Genomic DNA, 19,631 nt, shown 5'->3' with positions numbered 1-19,631 from the left:
GCTCTTCAGAAACGGCAAGCTTGCGTCCTGAAAGAAACTAGGCGGCAGATAGTCACGATTGTAATTAGTACCTACAGTTGCGTTCATAAATACCTCCTTTTAACCTGCAAACTTGGTTCTGCTCAGCGTGTCAGCACGCTCATTCATGGAGCTCACTGTTCCATCCAGCGCATCTGCAAACTGCTCACCAGCCTTCGTCAGAATTGCCAGCAACTGGTCAATAATCTGACTGAGCAACTGGATGAATGCGTCAAGGTCTGCAGCATCTGCCTGCAGTTCTTTCGCCTGCGCAGCATCCTGACTTGCGGTGTAAGAAACCGCACCAGCAGCGATGGAACCAGCACTACTACCGATCTGAATGATCGCGGACGTGATGGAAGAGATCGCCTGGATCATCGCACCAACACTGCCTGCCTGAGCACCAGGAATAAAGAAGGACGCAGCAGCCATAACGATACCAACAACGGCACCAACCACCTTCATCGCAATGTCCACCTTCATGATGGTATCTTCATCAGCTCCGGCGGCGGCAGCTATGTGCCCGGCGATACTTCGTCCCGTGGCCGCTTGCACCGTGGCATCAATGGCCATGGCAAGCTGCACCACCCCGGCAGCAATCATAAACGCCCCGACAACCTGAAGCCCTGGAATAACCGCCAGAATACTACCCGCCACGATGGAGATTGCCGCAGCAATCCACTGGAACGCCAGAGAAATCTTCTGCCAGATGCTGAGACCCTTCTGCTTCTTCTCAGCTTCTTCCTGCTTACGGATAGATTCTTCGAGCTTGATCGCCTTATCCTGCAAAGCACCTTTCTGCTTCGCCTGAGTGAGGTTCACCTTGTTCTTCTCAACCGCTTCCTGAGTGCCCTGCATCTTGTCCAGAACGGACGCAACAAGCACTTCAATATCCTGGAAGCTGGAAGTCGTCAGAGGTGTGTCAGAACCAACCTGAGTGAGGCTGTTTGAAAGACGCGTAATGTGCTGCGCAAACGCAATGGTCGCAATCATTGGCGTACCACCAACAGACGCCAGCGCACCCGGACCAACTTTACCCGCACCTTTTACATCACCAGCCTTGCCAGTCATCTCAGAGGTCGTATCAAAAATATCGCCCAGACTATTGCTGTTCAGACCCAGGCCCAGACCTTTAGGAAGCTCCATATCTATTCTCCATACTTAAATTATTGGGATAAAAGCTAATGTCAGACCAGCTTCTGGCGCGCGCTCTTCATCATGGTTTGCGCATACTTTTTGTCATCGTAATTTTTGACAGGATCATCAAACATGCGCAGCGCAGCCTCAAAAGCATCACCCGCTTCCTGATACTCTTTCGCAGCCATCAGGCACTCACCAAGACGCAGGTAACCCTGAGGGTTCGTCGCATCCATGCTGATGAAGTGCAGATAGAGCTTCACAGCCATGCGCACATCACCCTGAATCTGATAGGTCATTGCAAGGCCATAGGTGTACTGCTCTTCCATCGGCGCGATCTGCACCAGCATAATGAACAGCGACTTCGCCTTCTCGACCTGTCCGACGGAGATATTGCGGCGCGCCATTTCATAAACAGCACCCAGCTCCTCTTTGGAGAGATCAAGCATCTCAGAGATGGAAACACCCTGCTTCAGCAACTGGTAAAATTGCTCGTCTTTGAAGCCCAGTGAATCAACATGCTCGATGAGCGGCTCAGCGATCTCTTTAATCGTTTCGACAAAGAGTTCCGGTGATTGTTTTGGCATATCCAGAAGTGACATGGCGCTCTTTCTTTATCTCTGACTAATTCAGCATTTAAGAAAACAATAGAGCGCAATCAGAAGGTGTTCTGTGCCAAACAGAACACAAGAATAGGCAATACACATTGTGCAGTGATTTTTTATGCGTCACGAATATGTGAGCGAAGACAACACACTGCCGAACCACAGATCAAAGCAGCGCATTTCAATCAAAAAGAGAGGAACTCTGCCCTCTCCTTGATCTCAACCCAATTTTATTGAGAGAGTTTTTGCCGTCGATTGCCCAGATAGATGTCAATTGCATCCTTGGCTTTGTCTGCATCGTGGAGCGTATAAAGACAGCGCGCCCGAATATAATGGCGCATGGACTGCTCATCGGAGCGCGTGTAGTTTCCAAACTGCTCAAGCGGATCCTGCAGGTCCAGCTCCCGCAAACTCTCAAGTGCCAGATCAAACCGATTGAGCAAGAAGAGAAGGATGGTGCGAGCGAGCAAAACCTCCTTGGAGTCATCCTCCATCACCATCATGCCCTGCACCATGGTCAAAGCTTCAGCATACTTGCAGTTCTGCGTCATGATGTAGACGCTCAAGAGCAAAAAATCTCGCTGCCGACTGTTAAGAGCTGCCATAACCTCTACCCCTGCAACAACATGGCAAGCGCAGCTTGCAGGTCTTCATCAAGCAGGACATCACCCATCAGTAGATCAGCAACACTTTTAAGGATGCGCTTTCTTTCCCCCTGCTCCCGCAGAGCAGCAGCAGCAAACAAGCGCTGAAGCTCCTTGCGCATTTCACTCAGCTCAGTCGGAAGAAGAATGTCTGTCTCTGACAGATCCGGCAACAACAGGGCCGGCAACCGCTCATCCAAAGTTGGACGATGAAGCACTTCATGCAAAGGCCGGACTTCAGGTAAGAATACGGGAGCAAGCTTCTTGCCCTCAGGCAACTGAACCTGATCTTCAACCTTCCAGTTGGAGACCTCGTTCACCCCAATTGTAATTGATGCAACCCGCATTCCGAATTCCGTACTCAGTTAAAGCAAAAGGCAGCCCTGACTACAAAAGCCAGAACCGCCAACTCTATAAATGTATCCTAGGAGAAGCCGCGTGCGATCTGAATGTTCAGATCAAAGCTACGACGTACCGTACCCGTCGCCTGCTCATAAGAACGGTTCTGCTCACGGTTATCCTGGTTGATATCGTTGGTCAGCAGCTGCGGGTTCAACAAAGTCACCGCATCACTCAACTGCGTAGAAAACCGCTCCCACTGCGTACGCTTAAAGGAGTTCTTACTTCCGCTACTATTGCTGATCATGTCATGCGTTGGGCGCGTAATATTGAACTCTTTTTCGACTGGATGCGGCTGGGCCGAAGCATAGTCTTCAAACATGTAAGCAACAGCAGTGCTGAACTGACTAGGATTATCGAAAGATACAGAAATGGTGTGCTTTTCTTTGTCCGCATCCTTTCCGGTATCAACAAACTTCTTTAGCGTCTCATTCACAATACGCTGCATTTCTGCATAGCTTGCGACAACTGATTCAACTGTGTCAGCTGCTCCGTCCTCATTGTGATAACCGCCTGCTGCTTCAAGCTGGCTTGATTCTGAATGAGCGCCACGAGTGTAGGCAAATCCAGCCGCGAAACCGTACCATCTGCATTCGTAATACCACCGGCTGACAACATCTGCTGCTCAGCTTGCTTGATAGCCAGAATGCGCTGCTCCTGCTCGATGAATACAGCATACCCTCGGTTAATTGATGCATTGCTGTCTGGCGTCAGAACATTACGTGAATCACGCGCCGGATTAGCCAGATGCGGTGTCTTCACATCGAAGTAAGCGTGCGCCCGCTCAAACCGCTTAACGATCTCTTGCATCTCAGCAGCCAGATCAGAAGGCGCGTAAATACCGCTATTGGGTACATTTTCTCGCAGCATTTCCAACTGCTTGATGTAAGCCTGCTTGTCAGTATTAAACTTATTCTGATCTGAACTTGAAGTTTTATTAGTCAGAGACTTGTTCTTGACCTCATTAATTTGCCTATCAATCTGTTGCGTAATGACAGTACGACTTGCAGCCAGATCCGTACCCGATTTTGGCAGCAAATCCAGCAATGGAGCGATCTTTGTCAGAAAGATTGGATTATTTGCCAATCTCTCCTGCTCAGTCTTGGTGTGCTGGAAAATCCGTGACTTTGTCAGCTCATTCACAACAGTAATGCTGCGCTTGTCGTCAGAACGAATGACACCCACCTGATTATCACCAGTACCAATCACAGTACGACCTGCCTGAATATCAGCCTCAGAAAAGTTGTCACGCAGATAGCGCAGCTGAACAGCCGGATGCCAGGACAGGAACTGCTGCGGTGTCGGATTGTTATAGTTCGCAGGCAGATCCTCATCCGCAACGGTATCAGCAGGATCTACCAGACACTATCGACATACGCGTTGTATTTACTTGGATCTGTCGCGTGGGCAGTCGTCCCTGGAATCGACAACAACGGATTCTCATAATCCGGATCATTCTCAGGTAAATTGGAAAGAAAACTATCCCAAACACTCGTCTGCGTCTCCGCAGCCTGCAATGTGCCGGACTGAGCTGCAGCTTTTTCCTGCGCACCATCACCTGCACCACCAGAAGCAGCTTTGGATGCATCATCATCTTTAGGAGTGACAAGAGTATTCGGATCGACAGGCGTAGAGGAACCTGAACCTACATTATTTATCATTTTCATCTCCTCACTTCACAAAATCAGACGAGTACGACCCGCATTTCGTTGGGGCTTAATGGCTTGAGAACGGGCACCTCCAGTCTCATTTTCATGATCTTTCAGGCGTTTCGTAAAATGCTCAGCAATCGCATCATAACCCTGCAAAAAATCGTCAAAACTTCTTGAGGAAAGCAAGCCACCGATCAAACGCTGCGCAGCTGGATCTTTTTGAACTGCAGGCAGGTCCACCAGCTCCTGAAGGCTTGCGGCCATCTGAAAAGAGACGTCCTGCCACTCACCTTCCGAAGGCCAGCTCCTACTAGTATTACAAGCACTTAAGGCCTCATCCAGATAGGAGCACAAATCGCCCGCATCACCAGTGACAGTGAACTGGGGAAGCAACTCATCTTTGCTGGATCTGGTCTTCGCCATACAACATTCCCATCAAAACACGATCTTCCCTCTATAGCTGTGAGGCTGAAGACCCTGCTGTTCCGATCGACACACCCAAAAATCGAAACCACAGGAAAGGCAGAATTAGCAAAATGGGTGACACCGCTTGTGCCGCCCGACACAAAGCAATTCCACTAAAAGAAGTATGAGAAAGACATATACCTATTCATATTATCAGCGGGGGACTTGCCATGAGCTTAGAGGTCTTAAGATCAACCATTGCTACTCACAATGCTGAGTCGCCTGTCGGCGCTCCGCTGGTGGCAGAAGCAACCGGTCAACGCCGCGCTGAACGCGTTATGCAGCTTAACAATCCATCCAAGCTGACGGATGCCGCAGAAGAGCTGGGACAGGCCGTCTCCTCCCGCTTGGATAAGAGATCGCTGGAGAGCCGCTCAATCCGTCAGGGTCAGGGTGCAAACATCGAAGCGATCACCCGGATTGCCGACTACTACGACAAACTGCCAGACATGCCTTCGCAGGAAAAACTGCAAGGTTTGGTTCAGTTGCTGCAAGACTATCAGAACAACTACAGTTCTGGCGGCGGCTCCAGTCAATTGACACCTCAGGATGTCTTCGCATTTTTGCAGCAGTTTGACGGCGATGTCACACACCAATACGCCGCCCTGCAAATCGCCATTGAGCATTTCGAGAACACCGGCGCAAATGATGCATTACTGGGTGCTCTGCTCAATGCACGCGAATACATGGAAAGCGGTGAGACCGGCAGAGATGTCCGCGCTGGCTTCGCGGTGGCAGAACTGGCTCATGATAAAGCCGAGGATCTGGGAACAGACCCAGCCGTCATCCGTGAACATTACCGCGACATGCTGCGCAGTGAGGCAAACTTCGGCGTCATCTTCGACAAGTTCAATGATCTGATCGCCCGCCATCACGCTTTGCACCAAGACGTCAATGGAAACGAAGGCTCGCCCCTCACCTCATTTGACGATGTCGTAGAGCTATTCACCACCGCAGCGAGCCAGGGACTGGAGATTGCCGATACTCAGGACGAGCCAGCTCACCTGGAAGCTGTGCTGACCGAACTCGGCAAGCTGAAGAGCCTGCGGACCGTTTATGAAGGTGTCCATGTCGCGACTAAGCTGACAGGCCGCAACTTTGCGGAGTTCAATCGTGTGGTCGATGAGCTGGGCACAGACTCACTCGCCAGCTCTCTGTTCCACTATCTGGGTAAAGCGGTAACCTCACCGGCGGATGCGCAAGGCCTCGTCGCCCCATTGGCTCCTGCAGGTGTGAGCGCATCCCTCAACTACACCAACAACCTGCTGGCGCTGCACCGCGAGGTTCCGGACACAATTCTCACCAATGAGAACATCCGCAACCAACAGCTCGAAACACTGCTGGTTCTGTCCGAGCAGCTGACGATACTGGAAGAAGAGCAGTATCAGACAGCATCCGACACCGTAACATTCGAAAACGCCAACCTGATCACTGCTGGGTCCACCAGTGTTCATTGAGCCTTCATTGCCAGCAAAATAACAGCAACACAAACGACGTTCAGAAAAAGCAAAGGAGAGATTTGAATGCAGTTTTCAAGTGCTATCCAGTCAAGTCTGGAAGCGTTCGCAAACAATATGAAAATCCCTTTTTCTCCTCAAGCGGATGGGAGCCTGAGTTACCTCCTATCACAATCTGGAGAGCTGACGTTTACTCCTGTCGAGAGCGGCAACAGCATCGTTGTGAGCCTCGGCCGCGCTATGACAGGTGATCAAAATTCAGCAAATGAAGCACTTTTGACCAAAGCTGGCTTCAGGCCTGAAATCGGAACCAACCTGCATGCGGGAAAATCAAAAGATGGAACGTTACACCTAGCAGTCCTTTACGAAGCAGGACAACTTAGCCCTGCAAAACTAGAACAAACGGTCGACTATCTAATAGGTGAATTGAGTTCACTTTAATTACTACGACTACTGCGTGCAGGTATACACCAGCTTCAATCATATAATGACTCACACTTGTTCACATTACGGAGGGAAATCGTGACTTTTTCGCACTTAAAATCACAATCCCGAGGGATACGAACAATATCCATTAAAATATAAGTTAGATGATGACAGTCAGACTTGACTCGCCTATTAGCTGTCTTAATTATAGTTTTAACCGTGTTCTGAAGCACAATTCTCTGCAATTGTGTACAAGTGAGATTGGGGTGGAATATTGGTAGAGTATAATAAAAACAAGACGAAGTATATTTGCTCTACGGAGAACAGTATATCTTCAAACTCTGAAATAGCTGCACTTATTTAAGTAAGAGGTCACGGTACATTTCTATGGAAAAGGCAGTATATGATGCAAGCCTGGGTAGAGGCGCATCACAAGCTCATAATACTGGCACCTCATCCTCAGGTGAAAGCAGCTGGAAAGAGAATGCAGCGCTGTTTCAAGAGCTGAATGATGAATTATGTGCATCTTTAGAGCAGTCAGCGATCCGTCAAACCTACTCAAATGGCGAAAACATCTATCTTCAGGAAGATGAAGCTGAATTTCTCTACATCATCGAAAGCGGTCACGTTCGCTTGAGCCACTTGCGTGAAGATGGATCTACCTTCCTTTATGCCATCATCACTGCGGGCCAAAGCTTCGGCGAACTGGGTGTATTTCAGCGATCTGTACATGCCGACACAGCATGCGCATTGGGAGATGTTGTCGTTCATAAGATCAGACGTTCTGCATTTCATGTCATCAACGAACAGAGTGCAGAGATCTGCCGCGCGCTGGCTGTAGTCGTAGCGAAACACTATCGCTCCTACATCGAATCAACGCTGCCTGTCATTGCCGAGCCTTTCAGCTCGTCTGGCTCACGCTCTGCTCAGCTTGCTGGAGTCTATTGGCACTCCAGCTGGCAGTGATCCGAAGGATAAGTCTGTCATTTCTGGTGCAATCGTCACTCAGAGCGACTTGGGCGCGATGGCTCGTGGCACACGCAGCAACATCAACCGTCGTCTGAAAGAATGGGAACGCGCAGGCATCATAAAAATTCAGGATCGTTCTATCACTGTGCTGAATAGGACAATGCTGGAGCGGAACTTGCTCAATAATGAATCAAACTTTTAAGAAGCTGGTAAGCGTTGAAACAAAGGACTGACGCGTGCAGGACGAAAATACCAATAACGAGATGTATGTCACCGATCTGGAAGAGGCTTTGAAAAGCTCGCAAGGATCAGATCATGCGCAGCTCCTCGGAGAAAAATTGGAAGACCTTTCTGCTCAGATGCGTCGCAAGTCCGAGGAACCTCAGACCGAGGCTGACTATCAACGCATTCAGACAGTGATAAACGGCATCACTGCTGCTCAGGACGTCCTGCGCAAATTTCCAGTACAGAGTTAGAGCCGCGCAAATATTAGGAGAGTCAACATGACGTCTTTTACCCAAGGCATTACAGCGTCCTATACGTCTGATGCTCCCGAAGCATTGCAAAATAAAGCGGGCATGAACGCTCTTGACATCAGCGTCCGCTTTCAGACTGAGATGGATAAGATCAATGACAAGATCATTGAAGCTCAGAACTCCAACTTGGCTGAGACAGAAAAGATGTTCACCCTGCAGCTGCTCGTGAACACATACACCACCATGGGTCAGACACGTACCAGCATGGTGAAGGCGCACGCAGACATGGTAAAAGCCTGCGCGCGTAACATTTCCTAAGTCATTGAAAGGCTCTCTTCTGCCTGCGTGAGCACGTGCATAAGAGAGCCTTCTTCTTATTCAGGCACATGAGACAAGCTCGGTTCTACCGAGCCTGAACAACTCATGGCATTTTCTCGTTCGCGTTTGGAAACACAGCCATAATTGCGAACTCCAGCGCTTGTTAGGTGGGACGGCGAATGGGTAAACTCATCCTCAAAATACTTGTAGGCCAACAGGCTGGCGCCGAAGTAATGCTCGAGCCGGGTGAGTATACACTTGGCTCCGACAGAAACGATGACCTGCAGATTGCTGACCTCAGCGTCGCCGCAGGCCACATGCAGCTGCGCTTGCAAGACAATAAAATTGAAATCTCCGCCAAAGCTGGCGATATCCGTACCGAAAATGGCGTCTCTCTTGACAGCGGAGATGTCGAGTGGATCGAAATTGAACCACTGGATGTCATAAACATTGGTGTCGTCAAGATCGCTCTGGGCGCGAAGAACGCCCAATGGGCGACACTCAGCAAAGCACTGAATGCAGCCGGTGAAAGTGAAAACGAAAAACCCGAAAACTCAACGGCTAACTCGCTGCTAGGTGAAAACTCAAAGCACGTCGACGCGGTTATGGCGCCGCTCACAAAACACCGCAAACGCATCGCCCTTGCAACGGTTGCTAGCGCAGTGGTCCTTGGTGGCTTCTATCTTATAGCTCCGGCAAGATTTCTCCTCGCACCGCAAGTGCTCTCCCGAATGGTGGCATTGAAGCTGTACGCGTAGCATTGACTGACCTCCCCTTCGCCGAGAGCTTAAGCCTGCGCCAGGATGTGGATGATCAGATTTACCTGACAGGATATGTCAGCGAGCCAGTTCAACGCCGCGCAATTACTGAAGCAGTAGAACGCACAGCTGTTCCTGTTCGCCTCCGCGTCCGCGTCATCGAAACACTGAAGAAGGATATCGCCGGTTATCTGCAATCCCGCGGTTCAAACGTGAGCTTTGCACTCGCGGATGACGGTGAGCTGACACTCAGCGGCTCCGTGCTGGATAAGGCTGAGGCTGACCAGTTGATTGCAGATCTGCGCGGCCTGAATGGTATCTCCAGCGTAACTTCCAAGATTAAGACCGCTGATGACTATCTGCTGGATGTCCGCAAACTTGCCAAACGCGCACTGATTGATGACACTATCATTTTCCGCCTTGATGACAAAACGCTGGAAGTAAGCGGCATCATTGCCAGCCAGGACATAGATCGCTGGTCAGGTTTCCTGCGCTCTTACTCCCGCCAATACGCATCTGTCATCCCTCTGCGCTCGCTGGTCAAACTGGTACAGGAAAACGGTCAAGTTGTTGACCTCAAAGCCAACTTTGATGGCGGCATAGAACCTTTGCTTGCAGCAGTAGATCCGAAGACCAATGAACCGGTAGAAGAACGCCAAACGAAAGTGCTTGAGCTCGCACGCGCAATCAAACAGCAAGATGGCTTTGCTCCAGAACGTCGCGGCACAAAGTCTTCTAGTCGTGTCGCGAAACAAAATGATAACGCAGAAGCTGACAAGCCAGATGCACCTGCAACACCGCTTCAAAAAGCGACAGAACGCTTGCTAAGTAGTATCAGTATTTCTTCAGCACAGGCTTCCACATCTCCAACAGAGACACCAGAAGAGCTCAAGCAAGTAGAACCAACAAAAGTTGGTGGTGCAACAGACAAGGGCGTAACTAAAGAAGTTGAAAAAGGGAAAGTAACCCCTCAAAGCAAGGTTGATGCACGCTTCCAGAGCATTGCTCTGGATGATCCGGAACTCAATGAAGCAGCTGAAGTGGTCTTCCTCGCCTGGATGAAATCTGCGGAATCTAAAACAGTACCAGAAGATCTGAAAAAGAAATTCCTGCCACTGCTTGTCACACCACCGTCTGAAGGACCGCTTTGCTCAGTTGACCTCTCAGTGCCCGTTTCACAGATCCCGGTAACTGTGCTCTGGCTGGATATTTTGAGCAGCAGCGAAAGTCTGTCTCTAACAACGTTTCCTGAAGATCGTCAGCGCTACATTCTGGAAGCAGCAGTCAATCCAGCGGCAACCCGTGATTGTCTGATCAAAGCGGAGCTGAGCAATAAACTTGGTTTAGTGCCCTACTCCAACTTCATCCGTGAAAGTCTGCGAAACCCAGAGTTCATCAGCTTCCTGACAAGAGATCTGAACACACCATCCTGACGGTTTCCGGCGCAAGCCTGATCGGAGAACGCTACGTTCTGAGTGACACCAACAAACGCTACAAAAAAGGCCAGTCCATCGACCAAAGCAGCCGTCTCGTTGCCGTCGGAGAACTGGGAGCGTTAGTCCGTGAGTACGAAGGATATTCCGTCGCGATTTATGGAGACCAAACGGCCTGGGTTGTCCGCGAGGCAAACGTAAAACCTTAAGCGAAGAAACCCAAGTAGCTATCTCTACAAAAGCAAAAGGCCCGGGCTGATATCAGCCCGGGCCTTTTTTATTAAGCGACTACATCCACCTGAGTGTATGAGCCATCATCATCAAGAACAACTTTGATTGTATCGGTTTGGCTAATGTTATCGAGATGAGCAATCTTCGACCAGTTCTCACCATTGGCAGTTCCATCCACATCAACCAGCACGTCGCTTCCAGAACCATTTTCCTGAACTTTCACGTACTGCCCAGCTTCAGCAGCATCAACCTCATCATCCCCGAAGGCTTTGTTCAGAAGTGCAGAGATATCCAGTCGATCGACTGTAAGATCTACTTCACCTTGCGCAGTTCCATCAAAATCTGTGATCGTATCGAAACTGCCGTCCAGAACATCAAAGATGAAGGTATCCAAGTCATCTTCACTTCCACTAGTCATCCGATCATAACCAGCACCACCATTGAAGGTATCCGAGTAGTTGCGATGGCTTACAGGATGCCAATCATCGCCAATCAGAAGATCATTGCCCTCACCACCAGACATATCGTTATGCCAGTTACCTTGCCCTTCAATTCTGTCATTTTGATCTGTACCATTCAGGCGATAATGCCATCCTGGATTCTTCTCAGGATCACTTTCATAGAACCTATTCTGTGAGAACGCAGGCTCGTTATAGTCGACAAAGATCGTGCTTGGATTCTCTGTATTCTCAGTCACATTGATCGTTGTAGTAGCAACATCACTCTCGTCTGAACCATTGCTGACAACCATTTCGATTGTTCTCACTGGATCGTTTGATGAGGTGTTGAACTCGATAGCCTTGATCGCTGCAACATATGCTGCATGGCTTGCATCACCTGAAAGGGTCAGAACCAGATTTCCACCCACAACAGCTGTCGTAGCGGAAATACCAGCGTAAGCACCCTGAGGAATGTAGCTAAGAGCATCACCCTGCTGATAGTTCTTCAGTGTGATGACAGCACTGGAGAGCTGATTATTGGCAGCGTTGTTGTCTCCATCAGAAACGGCAACAACATCACCGATAACTACCCCTGCCCCCCCAAGCTTGAAGTTCGTCGTATAGTCAGTTTCAGGCACATTCTCATGACCTTCAATAACAACATTGAAAATGCGAGCGTAGTCACCAGCTTCAAAATCTTCAGAGACAAACTTCAAGATTGTTTCTGATGGCACATACCCTGGCACGTCATTCAACAAATCAATTACAAAATCAGATGGAGACTGCTGTTTGGAAGCTAGATCAGTAGAGTATGTTTTCGTAACACCACTCTCATCTTCCCACTCCAACACAATCAACAAATTATCTCCAGCATCATGAAGAACATGATCGGCATGAATAATCAGCTTTGCGTCAGTCATGTCAGAAAGATCAACAGATCTTGAAATCTCACCATCACCTTTAATCACGAGATGATAGTTAAGCAGATTGTCCCCTAAGTCTTGGTAGTTAGATACGATCTTTCCATTGTAATTTGTCGAACTGTCATCGTCGCCAACTTCATGCCAAGAACCGTCCAACCATAACCGGCTACCATCACTACCCGAGTAGCCTCCTGGTTGACCATTATTGTTGTCAGGACCTTTGAAATCATCTGCAACTGAGAAGGCAACATTCTTACTAGAAAGAGAAAGTGAAAGCTCAGCAGCCTGATCAGTCACTGACACAGAGATATCTTCACTGACTTCTTCGTGGCCGTCACTTACGACAATGTTGAAGTCATACTCTTGGTCTGCCCCCACATCCAGCGGGTTCTCAAAATCAGGTGCGGCTTTGAAGTAAACTTCATTACCTCTGATTTCGAAAAGATGAGCATCATCTCCAGTCAGTGAGTATGTGAGTGCATCACCGTCAATATCAGCTGCGCTGAACTTTGCAACCGGACCTGTTCCGTTTTCGTCAAACTTGGACTGCACATCTGTAACAGTTAGTTCAGGATGATCATTCACCGGTGTAACTTCAACAGTCACCGTAATCACTTCTGAACGATCACCATCAGCATCCTCAATGACGTAGCTGAAGCTATCAGAACCATTAAAGTTTTCGTGTGGCGAAGTGTACTGCACCGTGCCATCTGGATTGACTACTACAGTACCTTTTTGAGCAGTCTCCCCATCATTCTCAAGGAGGATCGTTGCTGCCTTATCAGCACCAACATTGTCATTTGCCAGTACGTCAATCTTGAAGGACACGTCCTCCTCGCCGCTGGCATTATCTGCAGCACCGGTCGGAACATCATCAACGATGTTGACGGTAAAGTCACCAGAAACACCATCACCATCACCATCACTGTCCGTGGCGACAAAATCAAAGGTAAGCGAGAGGTCTTCGGCTTCTGCACCTTCATGATCCAGTTGTCCAAGCAACTCAAATGTGTAAGCACCGGTACCATCACCAGACAACGTGACCGTGAAGACCGCGTCATCAGTATCTGTAGCACTCTGAGGCACCACATCGGTGTATCCAATCAGAACAGCACCGAATGACTTAAGGAAGACAGGTGAACCAGCGGACTTCAGATCAGTGTTTTCATCAGTTTTGGCTACTGTCCCATCAAGACTATCCGCAAAAGTTACAGCTCTGGCATTTGTGCCACTGGTCGCATCATCAGCACCCCACTTAATGTGAAGTTCATCACTCGCAACAGCAGAGCCGCCTTCAATATCAACTTCGTCAACAATAGGCCCGACTTTATGGAGCTGGATGTTATCCAGATACGTGCCAAGGCCATTGTTCTGACCAGGAGTAGTCAACTCGATAAACTCGAGGCGATCTCCACCTGCCTGACCAGTACCGACAACAGTAATTGTGAAGTTTGACCAGTCAGTGCTGTCTGTCGAATAGACACCCTCGCCCACTTCAACACCATTCCACAGCACTCTCACGTCACTGCCCTGACCATTATGAACGCGGTCAGCAAGGTCAAACGACAACTCATACTGAGTGTTCGCGTCTGTGATGATATTCTGATAGATGCCATCTACTTTACCAGAACCAGCTCCATCCTTATCCAGCTCTAGATACTGGTCTCCATCAGAAGATGGGCTGAAGCTGTTGGAATGGATTTCAAACCTGGTGCCGTTGGTAGACATCCAGCCAGACATTGTGTCGACTGCTTTGTGCCCATTAGAACCGATATCAGGATCCTCAAAGGAGCCATTTACCACAAGGTTCTGGCCATAGACGCTGTCGTCAAGCACTGGGCTGTCATCATCAACCGTCACAGTGAAGTTTGAAGACGCTGTGTCACCGTCACTGTCTTTCGCAACAAAGTTGAAAGTCAGATCAATATCATTCTCATCATCACCCGCTGGATGATCAAGGTTGCCCTTTAGGTCAAAGCTATAAGAGCCTGTGCCCTCATCTGAAAGAGTTACAACGAAAACAACTTCGCTAGAACCAGCCTTCGTCGCTGTAAGGACAGTATCGCCCTGGCTAAGGTATAGACGAGAGACACACCATCAGAGCTCAGCCCTGCTGGCAGCACCGAGTTGGATGCAAATGTGACAGAGCGATCACCAGCACCACCAGCATCACTGTTGGCGTTGTCAGCACCCCAACTGATGTTGAGTGCAACATCGTCAGCCATTGTTTCAGTTGCAGCTGCATCACCAGGAGCGTCGTCCTTATTGCCAGCTGTCAGACCATCTTCATCAACAACACTATCTGCAGGTGCACCAATCACCGGCATGTCATCATCGACAGTGACGGTGAAGCTGGAAGAAGCGGTATCCCCATCACCATCAGTCGCGACAAACTCAAATGACAGATTGATATCATTTTCATCAGCACCGGCTGGATGATCAAGGTTGCCCTTCAACTCAAAGCTATAAGAGCCAGCGCTCTCATCAGAAAGAGTTACAACAAAAACAACTTCACTAGAACCAGCCTTCGTCGCAGTAAGAACAGTGTCACCCTGGCTAAGGGTGTAGACGAGAGCCACACCATCAGAGGTCAGCCCTGCTGGCAGCACTGAGTTGGAAGTAAATGTGACAGTGCGGACACCATCATCGGCACCCCAGTTGATATCAAGAGAGACATCACTAACTGAAGCTGAGGTTGCTGCTGCATCTCCGCTGGCACTGTCTTTGTTACCGACAAGCAGCCCGTCTTCATCAACAGTGCTGGCCAATGGCGATCCGATCTCAAGCAGATCATCATTTACAACAACCCTGAAGCTGCCAGGTGCAGTATCACCGTCACTGTCTTTCGCGGTAAAGCTGAAGTACAGCAGTAGCTCCTCTTCAAACCCAGCAACATCGTGATCAAGATTACCAATAAGCGTGAAGGTGTAAGAGCCTGCATCTGCATCAGACAAAGTCACGGTAAAGACTTCGTCTCCACCAGCACCTTTCAATGCCTTAAGCGTGGTTCCATCTGCACTGAACTCATAGACCAGTTGAACACCGTCAGAACTCAAGCCACTTGGAGGATTGGTGCTCGATGTATCGAAGACAACGGATCGGTCACCAACACCACCAGTGTTGGTGTTCGCATCATCAGCCCCCCACGAGATGCCAAGAGAATCCGTTGCAACAACTGGCTCGGCCCCACCAAGTGCAGCCTCATCAACATACCCTGCTGTTTTGTAAAGCTGGATGTTATCCAGGTACGTCCCAAGTCCATTGTTTTGGCTTGAACCTGAAACCTCAACAAACTCAAGGCGATCACCGCCATCCTGGCCAGTACCAACAACGTTAACTGAGATGTTTGTCCAGTCGGTACTATCAGTCGAGTAAACACCAACTTCTACACCATTCCAAAGGACACGCACTTCACTGCTTGGACCATTGTCAGAACGATCCGCCAGACTGAACAGCAACTCATACTGGGCATCTGCTTCTGTAACGATGTTCTGATAGATGCCATCAACAGCACCACCTGCATCCATATCCAGCTCTAGATACTGCTCACCATCTCTTGGTTGGCTAAAGCTATCAGAATGGATCTCGAATCCAGTCTCATTAGTAGACTGCCATCCATCTATAGAGCTGAAGAAGCTATATGAGGAACCAATATCAGGCTGCTCAAAAGAACCGTTCACAACGAGGTTCTTCTCATAAGCGTTGTAATCGACGTAAGGAACATCATCGACGATCTGGATTGTAAACTTACCATCCAGATTGACGCGATCGCCATCACCATCAACAGCGTCGATGACACTTCCAAAATCAATCAACAGCTCTCCGCTGTGTTCGTTATCCAGATGGCCGGCAACATGATCAAGCTGATCAAACAGTTTGAAGACCACATCACCATTGTCAGACGTCAACTCAAGTGAGAACACCGGATGATCATTGGCAAAACTGTACTCTGTGTCTCCCGTAGTTTCGAGATATCCAACCAGCTTACTGCCAATCACCACATAAGACAGTTTTTCACCACCTGATTTCAGGTCCATGCCCTCAAGTGTAGAAACAGCGTCATCAGCAATAACAAACGTGCCCCCGTCATTACCAAAATCGACGAGATTACTAATGTTTTCGGTCACATAAGCAGGGCCGTTGACGTCATAGGCACCCGTGGTCGAGCCATCGCCATTGCCATCATTTGGTTGGTTACCCGGCACACCAGATCTGTCACCGATAATATCGTCTTCATCTGCTTTCGCAGAGACTGCATCACCCGTGAGAACAACTTCATCATCGTGAACCGAGATTACAGCTGTTGCTGTCGACGTATCTCCATCACCATCAGTGACAGTAAAGCGCAGACGCAGGTCGATGCTATCGTCGCTACCAGCTTCACCTGTATCTGGATGGTCAAAGCCGAGTATCTGAGTAAACTCATAGGATCCATCAGGCTGAACAACCACCGTAAAGGCAGAGCTACCACTCGTTTCGGTCGCGCCTACAAGTGTGATGATACCACTTGCATCCGTAGTGCTGGAAAGGACAATTTTCTCACCACCCACAGTCAGGAAATCGCCACGCTGCCCTTGAGGTTCTTCCATGTCATAGCGACGGACATAGCCCTGAGAATTGCGGAAGTGAGCGCCAGTAACTGTCGCACCATCAGCACCTTCTTCAAACTGCAATTGGCCAGAGACGACAGCTCCAAGATCAGCTGCCTCATCCACCACAATCTGAGAACCCGAACGGATGGCATTTGGTTCATCATCATGGAAGATGATCTTGCCGCCGATCACAGCAGTTGCTGTGTCTGTATCACCATCACCATCTGTAATGGTCAGACGAGCAACGATCAGATCACCAAGATCAAGACTGTCGTCCTGACCCGGCTGAGTATGTTCAAGTGAAGCATATTGAACCACACTGACCGTTCCATTGTCATCGATGGAAACAGCAAAGATTACAGCCGCATCACCGTCACCCGCACGACCAACGATCAGATCGCCCTCTGTGTAAAGGTTGATCGGAACACCTTCAGTCGTCTGCAATCCAGAGTTCAGACCTTCTGTAGCAATCTCCAGAGTAACGGCAACATCACTGACACCGTCAGCCCCTCCAAAGATCTCAGCATCCAGAACACCCTGCTGCTGGGCAAAAATCGTCTCCATGTCCGGATCAGCAGCAGCGTCATTCTCAAACGCAGCAAACAATGCACGAATATCAGAATCTGGAGCAGCATTAACCTCATCATGCTGCAAACCGCTTGTCTCATCCAGCTCAACAGTCTCACCAGTGGTGACAAACTCCCCGATGTGCGGACCATCATCGTCGAACGTCAGATATTCACCGATCTCAACCTGAGTTGAGACAGTATCCCCATCTTCATCGGTGACTGTCAGGACCGCGGTGACTTTTCCATCAAGCGAAACGTGTTCATCGGAAGAGTCAGTATCCGGATGCTCAATGGACATGTACTGAACCATTGAGACTTCACCAGTCTGATGAACGTGAATGGCAAAAACAGCTTCACCATTAGGTCGACCATTGCCGTCTTCAATCCGGCCAACAATCATCCCGTCTTCTTCGAACAAGAAGATTTCCTTGCCGTCAGCTAAGCCTCCAGTCGTATACAGGCCAGATGAGACACCATCCTGAGAGATTTCAAGAGTAACCTCGTAACTGCCGTGCTCATCCGCACCAATATTCAGATCGCCGCCAAGCACACTATAATGAGCGAAAATTGGACCGGTCAGATCGAGATCTGCACCTTTGTTGGCAACACCATCAAACAACTGCGCGACTGCAGTATTATCAGTATTGTCACTGTGGTCACCTTCAGTCTCATCAATACGAATGTAATCCTCAATCCAGATCTGAGGCTCTGGAACATCATCAACAACGGTCACATTCAGCTTGCCATCCAGATCAACAGTATCCCCGTCTCCATCTGTCGCAACAATCACGGAACCAAAGTCGATGGCATCAATCGTGGAACCATCACTGAGCTGCAGCGCGGTATTCTCACCATCACCTGTAACGTGGTCCAACTGGTCGGCCTGCAGCACTGCAAACTCACCAGTTTCACTGTTCAGGATCAAACCGACTACCGGACGGCCATCAGCAATGCCGACCATTAACGTGAGCTTGGCATTCAGCTGGACACTCTGAAACTCAACAGCATCTCCATCTGAGGTCAGCCCCAGATCTGTCAACTGTTGTGCTGCATCATCCGCAAAGGTGAAGGAACCCGAGCCAGCATCTCCATCAGCACCAAAATCAACAACACCCTGTAAATTACCGGTGTTAATTGCGGAACCAGTCCAGAAGTCAGTCCAGTTGCCGTCACCCTCAATCCCCCAATAATCAGGACTGGTGCCGGTAGACAGAGGCGTATCGATGTCATCTTCATCAATGGTGACATCCCGCTGCTGATTGGTTACGCGCGGACCGTCATCATCAAACGTCAGCAGGTCACCAACAGCAATCTCAGTTGAAACCGCATCACCATCTTCATCTGTAACCGTCAGGACCGCGGTGACTTTTCCATCAAGCGAGACGTGCTCATCGGAAGAGTCGGTATCCGGATGTTTAATGGACATGTATTGAACCATTGAAACATTGCCGTTCTGATGCAGGTGGATCGCAAACGCTGCCTCTCCACTTGGAACACGGCCAACAATCTGGCCGTCTTCCAGAGTAAGCGTAATCTTTTCACCTTCTGTCGTGGTCAAACCAGACGTAGCATCATCAATGCGGAACACGAGTTCATGGCTGCCACGCTCATCAGCACCAACATGTCTATGGAAGTCCAGAACATCATTGCGCGCGTAGATCGGGCTACTCAGGTCTGGGTCACTGCCTATGCTATCAACGTCTTTGAATGTGTTAAAGCCGAACCAAGGCGGAATGTTATCGCTATGAGGCCCTTCAGTCTCATCGATGCGAATATGATCATCCACCCAGATATGTGGTTCTGGAACATCATCAACAACGGTCACATTCAGCTTGCCATCCAGATCAACGGTATCCCCGTCCCCGTCTGTCGCAACAATCACGGAACCGAAGTCGATGGCATCAATCGTGGAACCATCACTGAGCTGAAGCGCAGTATTCTCACCATCACCGGTAACGTGATCCAACTGGTCCGCCTGCAACACAGCAAACTCACCAGTTTCACTGTTCAGGATCAAACCAATAACCGGACGGCCATCAGCAATGCCGACCATCAGTGTAAGTTTGGCATTCAGCTGAACACTCTGGAACTCAACGGCATCTCCATCTGAGGTCAGTCC

General features: G+C 49.3%; 18 protein-coding genes and 1 pseudogene. 8 read left to right on the top strand and 11 right to left on the bottom strand.

Annotated elements, in window-relative coordinates; genetic code table 11:
• Positions 1 to 99 precede the first annotated feature (99 nt).
• The 8 genes from sctE to JCM12308_RS07360 form a co-directional block, all read right to left on the bottom strand.
• Positions 100 to 1,164 carry a type III secretion system translocon subunit SseC family protein gene (gene sctE, locus JCM12308_RS07385; protein WP_008546475.1) on the bottom strand — a complete coding sequence of 355 codons (1,065 nt, stop codon included), beginning with the start codon at positions 1,162 to 1,164 and terminating at the stop codon, positions 100 to 102.
• A 41-nt stretch (positions 1,165 to 1,205) separates the two neighbouring features.
• Positions 1,206 to 1,757 carry a hypothetical protein gene (locus JCM12308_RS07380; RefSeq protein ID WP_008546676.1) on the bottom strand — a complete coding sequence of 184 codons (552 nt, stop codon included), beginning with the start codon at positions 1,755 to 1,757 and terminating at the stop codon, positions 1,206 to 1,208.
• 233 nt (positions 1,758 to 1,990) lie between these two features.
• Entirely contained in the window at positions 1,991 to 2,311 is a 321-nt protein-coding gene (locus JCM12308_RS07375; RefSeq protein ID WP_208978350.1) for a hypothetical protein, read from the bottom strand.
• A 59-nt stretch (positions 2,312 to 2,370) separates the two neighbouring features.
• The gene (gene sctX, locus JCM12308_RS07370) at positions 2,371 to 2,751 is read right to left on the bottom strand and encodes a type III secretion apparatus assembly protein SctX (protein WP_008546577.1); all 381 of its coding nucleotides are present in this window, start codon (positions 2,749 to 2,751) and stop codon (positions 2,371 to 2,373) included.
• 77 nt (positions 2,752 to 2,828) lie between these two features.
• Positions 2,829 to 3,251, bottom strand: a complete 423-nt coding sequence (locus tag JCM12308_RS29300; RefSeq protein WP_208978349.1) for a hypothetical protein — start codon at positions 3,249 to 3,251, stop codon at positions 2,829 to 2,831.
• A complete protein-coding gene (locus tag JCM12308_RS29295) occupies positions 3,236 to 4,012 on the bottom strand; it encodes a hypothetical protein (protein ID WP_208978348.1) in 777 nt (258 codons plus the stop codon). The genes JCM12308_RS29300 and JCM12308_RS29295 overlap by 16 nt, the downstream gene beginning before the upstream one ends.
• Before the next feature lie 146 nt (positions 4,013 to 4,158).
• Positions 4,159 to 4,464, bottom strand: coding sequence for a hypothetical protein (locus JCM12308_RS29290; RefSeq protein WP_208978347.1), 306 nt, complete (start codon positions 4,462 to 4,464; stop codon positions 4,159 to 4,161).
• Between the two features lie 15 nt (positions 4,465 to 4,479).
• A complete protein-coding gene (locus tag JCM12308_RS07360) occupies positions 4,480 to 4,878 on the bottom strand; it encodes a hypothetical protein (RefSeq protein WP_054783320.1) in 399 nt (132 codons plus the stop codon).
• Between the two features lie 212 nt (positions 4,879 to 5,090).
• Between JCM12308_RS07360 and JCM12308_RS07355 the strand changes: the two genes are divergently transcribed.
• The 8 genes from JCM12308_RS07355 (at position 5,091) to JCM12308_RS29275 (ending at position 10,757) form a co-directional block, all read left to right on the top strand.
• Positions 5,091 to 6,377: an HrpJ domain-containing protein gene (locus JCM12308_RS07355; protein WP_054783319.1), complete on the top strand. Its 1,287-nt coding sequence runs from the start codon at positions 5,091 to 5,093 to the stop codon at positions 6,375 to 6,377.
• 66 nt (positions 6,378 to 6,443) lie between these two features.
• Positions 6,444 to 6,818 carry a CesT family type III secretion system chaperone gene (locus tag JCM12308_RS07350; RefSeq protein WP_054783318.1) on the top strand — a complete coding sequence of 125 codons (375 nt, stop codon included), beginning with the start codon at positions 6,444 to 6,446 and terminating at the stop codon, positions 6,816 to 6,818.
• Positions 6,819 to 7,190: 372 nt separating this feature from the next.
• Positions 7,191 to 7,769, top strand: coding sequence for a cyclic nucleotide-binding domain-containing protein (locus JCM12308_RS07345; protein WP_208978346.1), 579 nt, complete (start codon positions 7,191 to 7,193; stop codon positions 7,767 to 7,769).
• On the top strand, positions 7,735 to 7,974 hold the full coding sequence (locus tag JCM12308_RS29285) for a helix-turn-helix domain-containing protein (RefSeq protein WP_208978345.1): 240 nt from the start codon (positions 7,735 to 7,737) through the stop codon (positions 7,972 to 7,974). The genes JCM12308_RS07345 and JCM12308_RS29285 overlap by 35 nt, the downstream gene beginning before the upstream one ends.
• A 34-nt stretch (positions 7,975 to 8,008) precedes the next feature.
• Entirely contained in the window at positions 8,009 to 8,248 is a 240-nt protein-coding gene (locus JCM12308_RS07340) for an EscE/YscE/SsaE family type III secretion system needle protein co-chaperone (RefSeq protein ID WP_054783317.1), read from the top strand.
• A gap of 27 nt (positions 8,249 to 8,275) precedes the next feature.
• Positions 8,276 to 8,566 (top strand): EscF/YscF/HrpA family type III secretion system needle major subunit, encoded by a 291-nt coding sequence (locus JCM12308_RS07335; RefSeq protein ID WP_014286176.1) that lies wholly within the window; start codon positions 8,276 to 8,278, stop codon positions 8,564 to 8,566.
• Positions 8,567 to 8,745: 179 nt separating this feature from the next.
• Positions 8,746 to 9,324 (top strand): FHA domain-containing protein, encoded by a 579-nt coding sequence (locus JCM12308_RS29280; RefSeq protein ID WP_208978344.1) that lies wholly within the window; start codon positions 8,746 to 8,748, stop codon positions 9,322 to 9,324.
• A gap of 2 nt (positions 9,325 to 9,326) precedes the next feature.
• Entirely contained in the window at positions 9,327 to 10,757 is a 1,431-nt protein-coding gene (locus JCM12308_RS29275) for a BON domain-containing protein (RefSeq protein ID WP_208978343.1), read from the top strand.
• A gap of 280 nt (positions 10,758 to 11,037) precedes the next feature.
• Here the strand turns inward: JCM12308_RS29275 and JCM12308_RS29270 are convergent, their stop codons facing one another.
• The 3 genes and pseudogenes from JCM12308_RS29270 to JCM12308_RS29265 form a co-directional block, all read right to left on the bottom strand.
• Entirely contained in the window at positions 11,038 to 14,211 is a 3,174-nt protein-coding gene (locus tag JCM12308_RS29270) for an Ig-like domain-containing protein (RefSeq protein WP_208978342.1), read from the bottom strand.
• Between the two features lie 18 nt (positions 14,212 to 14,229).
• A pseudogene (locus tag JCM12308_RS31370) lies at positions 14,230 to 14,361 on the bottom strand (hypothetical protein); the annotation flags it as partial.
• A complete protein-coding gene (locus JCM12308_RS29265) occupies positions 14,361 to 19,565 on the bottom strand; it encodes a DUF5801 repeats-in-toxin domain-containing protein (protein ID WP_208978341.1) in 5,205 nt (1,734 codons plus the stop codon). The gene JCM12308_RS29265 and the pseudogene JCM12308_RS31370, both read right to left, overlap by 1 nt.
• Positions 19,566 to 19,631 lie beyond the last annotated feature (66 nt).

The sequence above is a fragment of the Pseudovibrio denitrificans JCM 12308 genome (assembly GCF_001310815.1).
GTDB lineage: Bacteria > Pseudomonadota > Alphaproteobacteria > Rhizobiales > Stappiaceae > Pseudovibrio > Pseudovibrio denitrificans.
The sequence above is the reverse complement of the archived record's forward strand: the minus strand, read 5'-3'. Positions and strand labels throughout refer to the sequence as shown.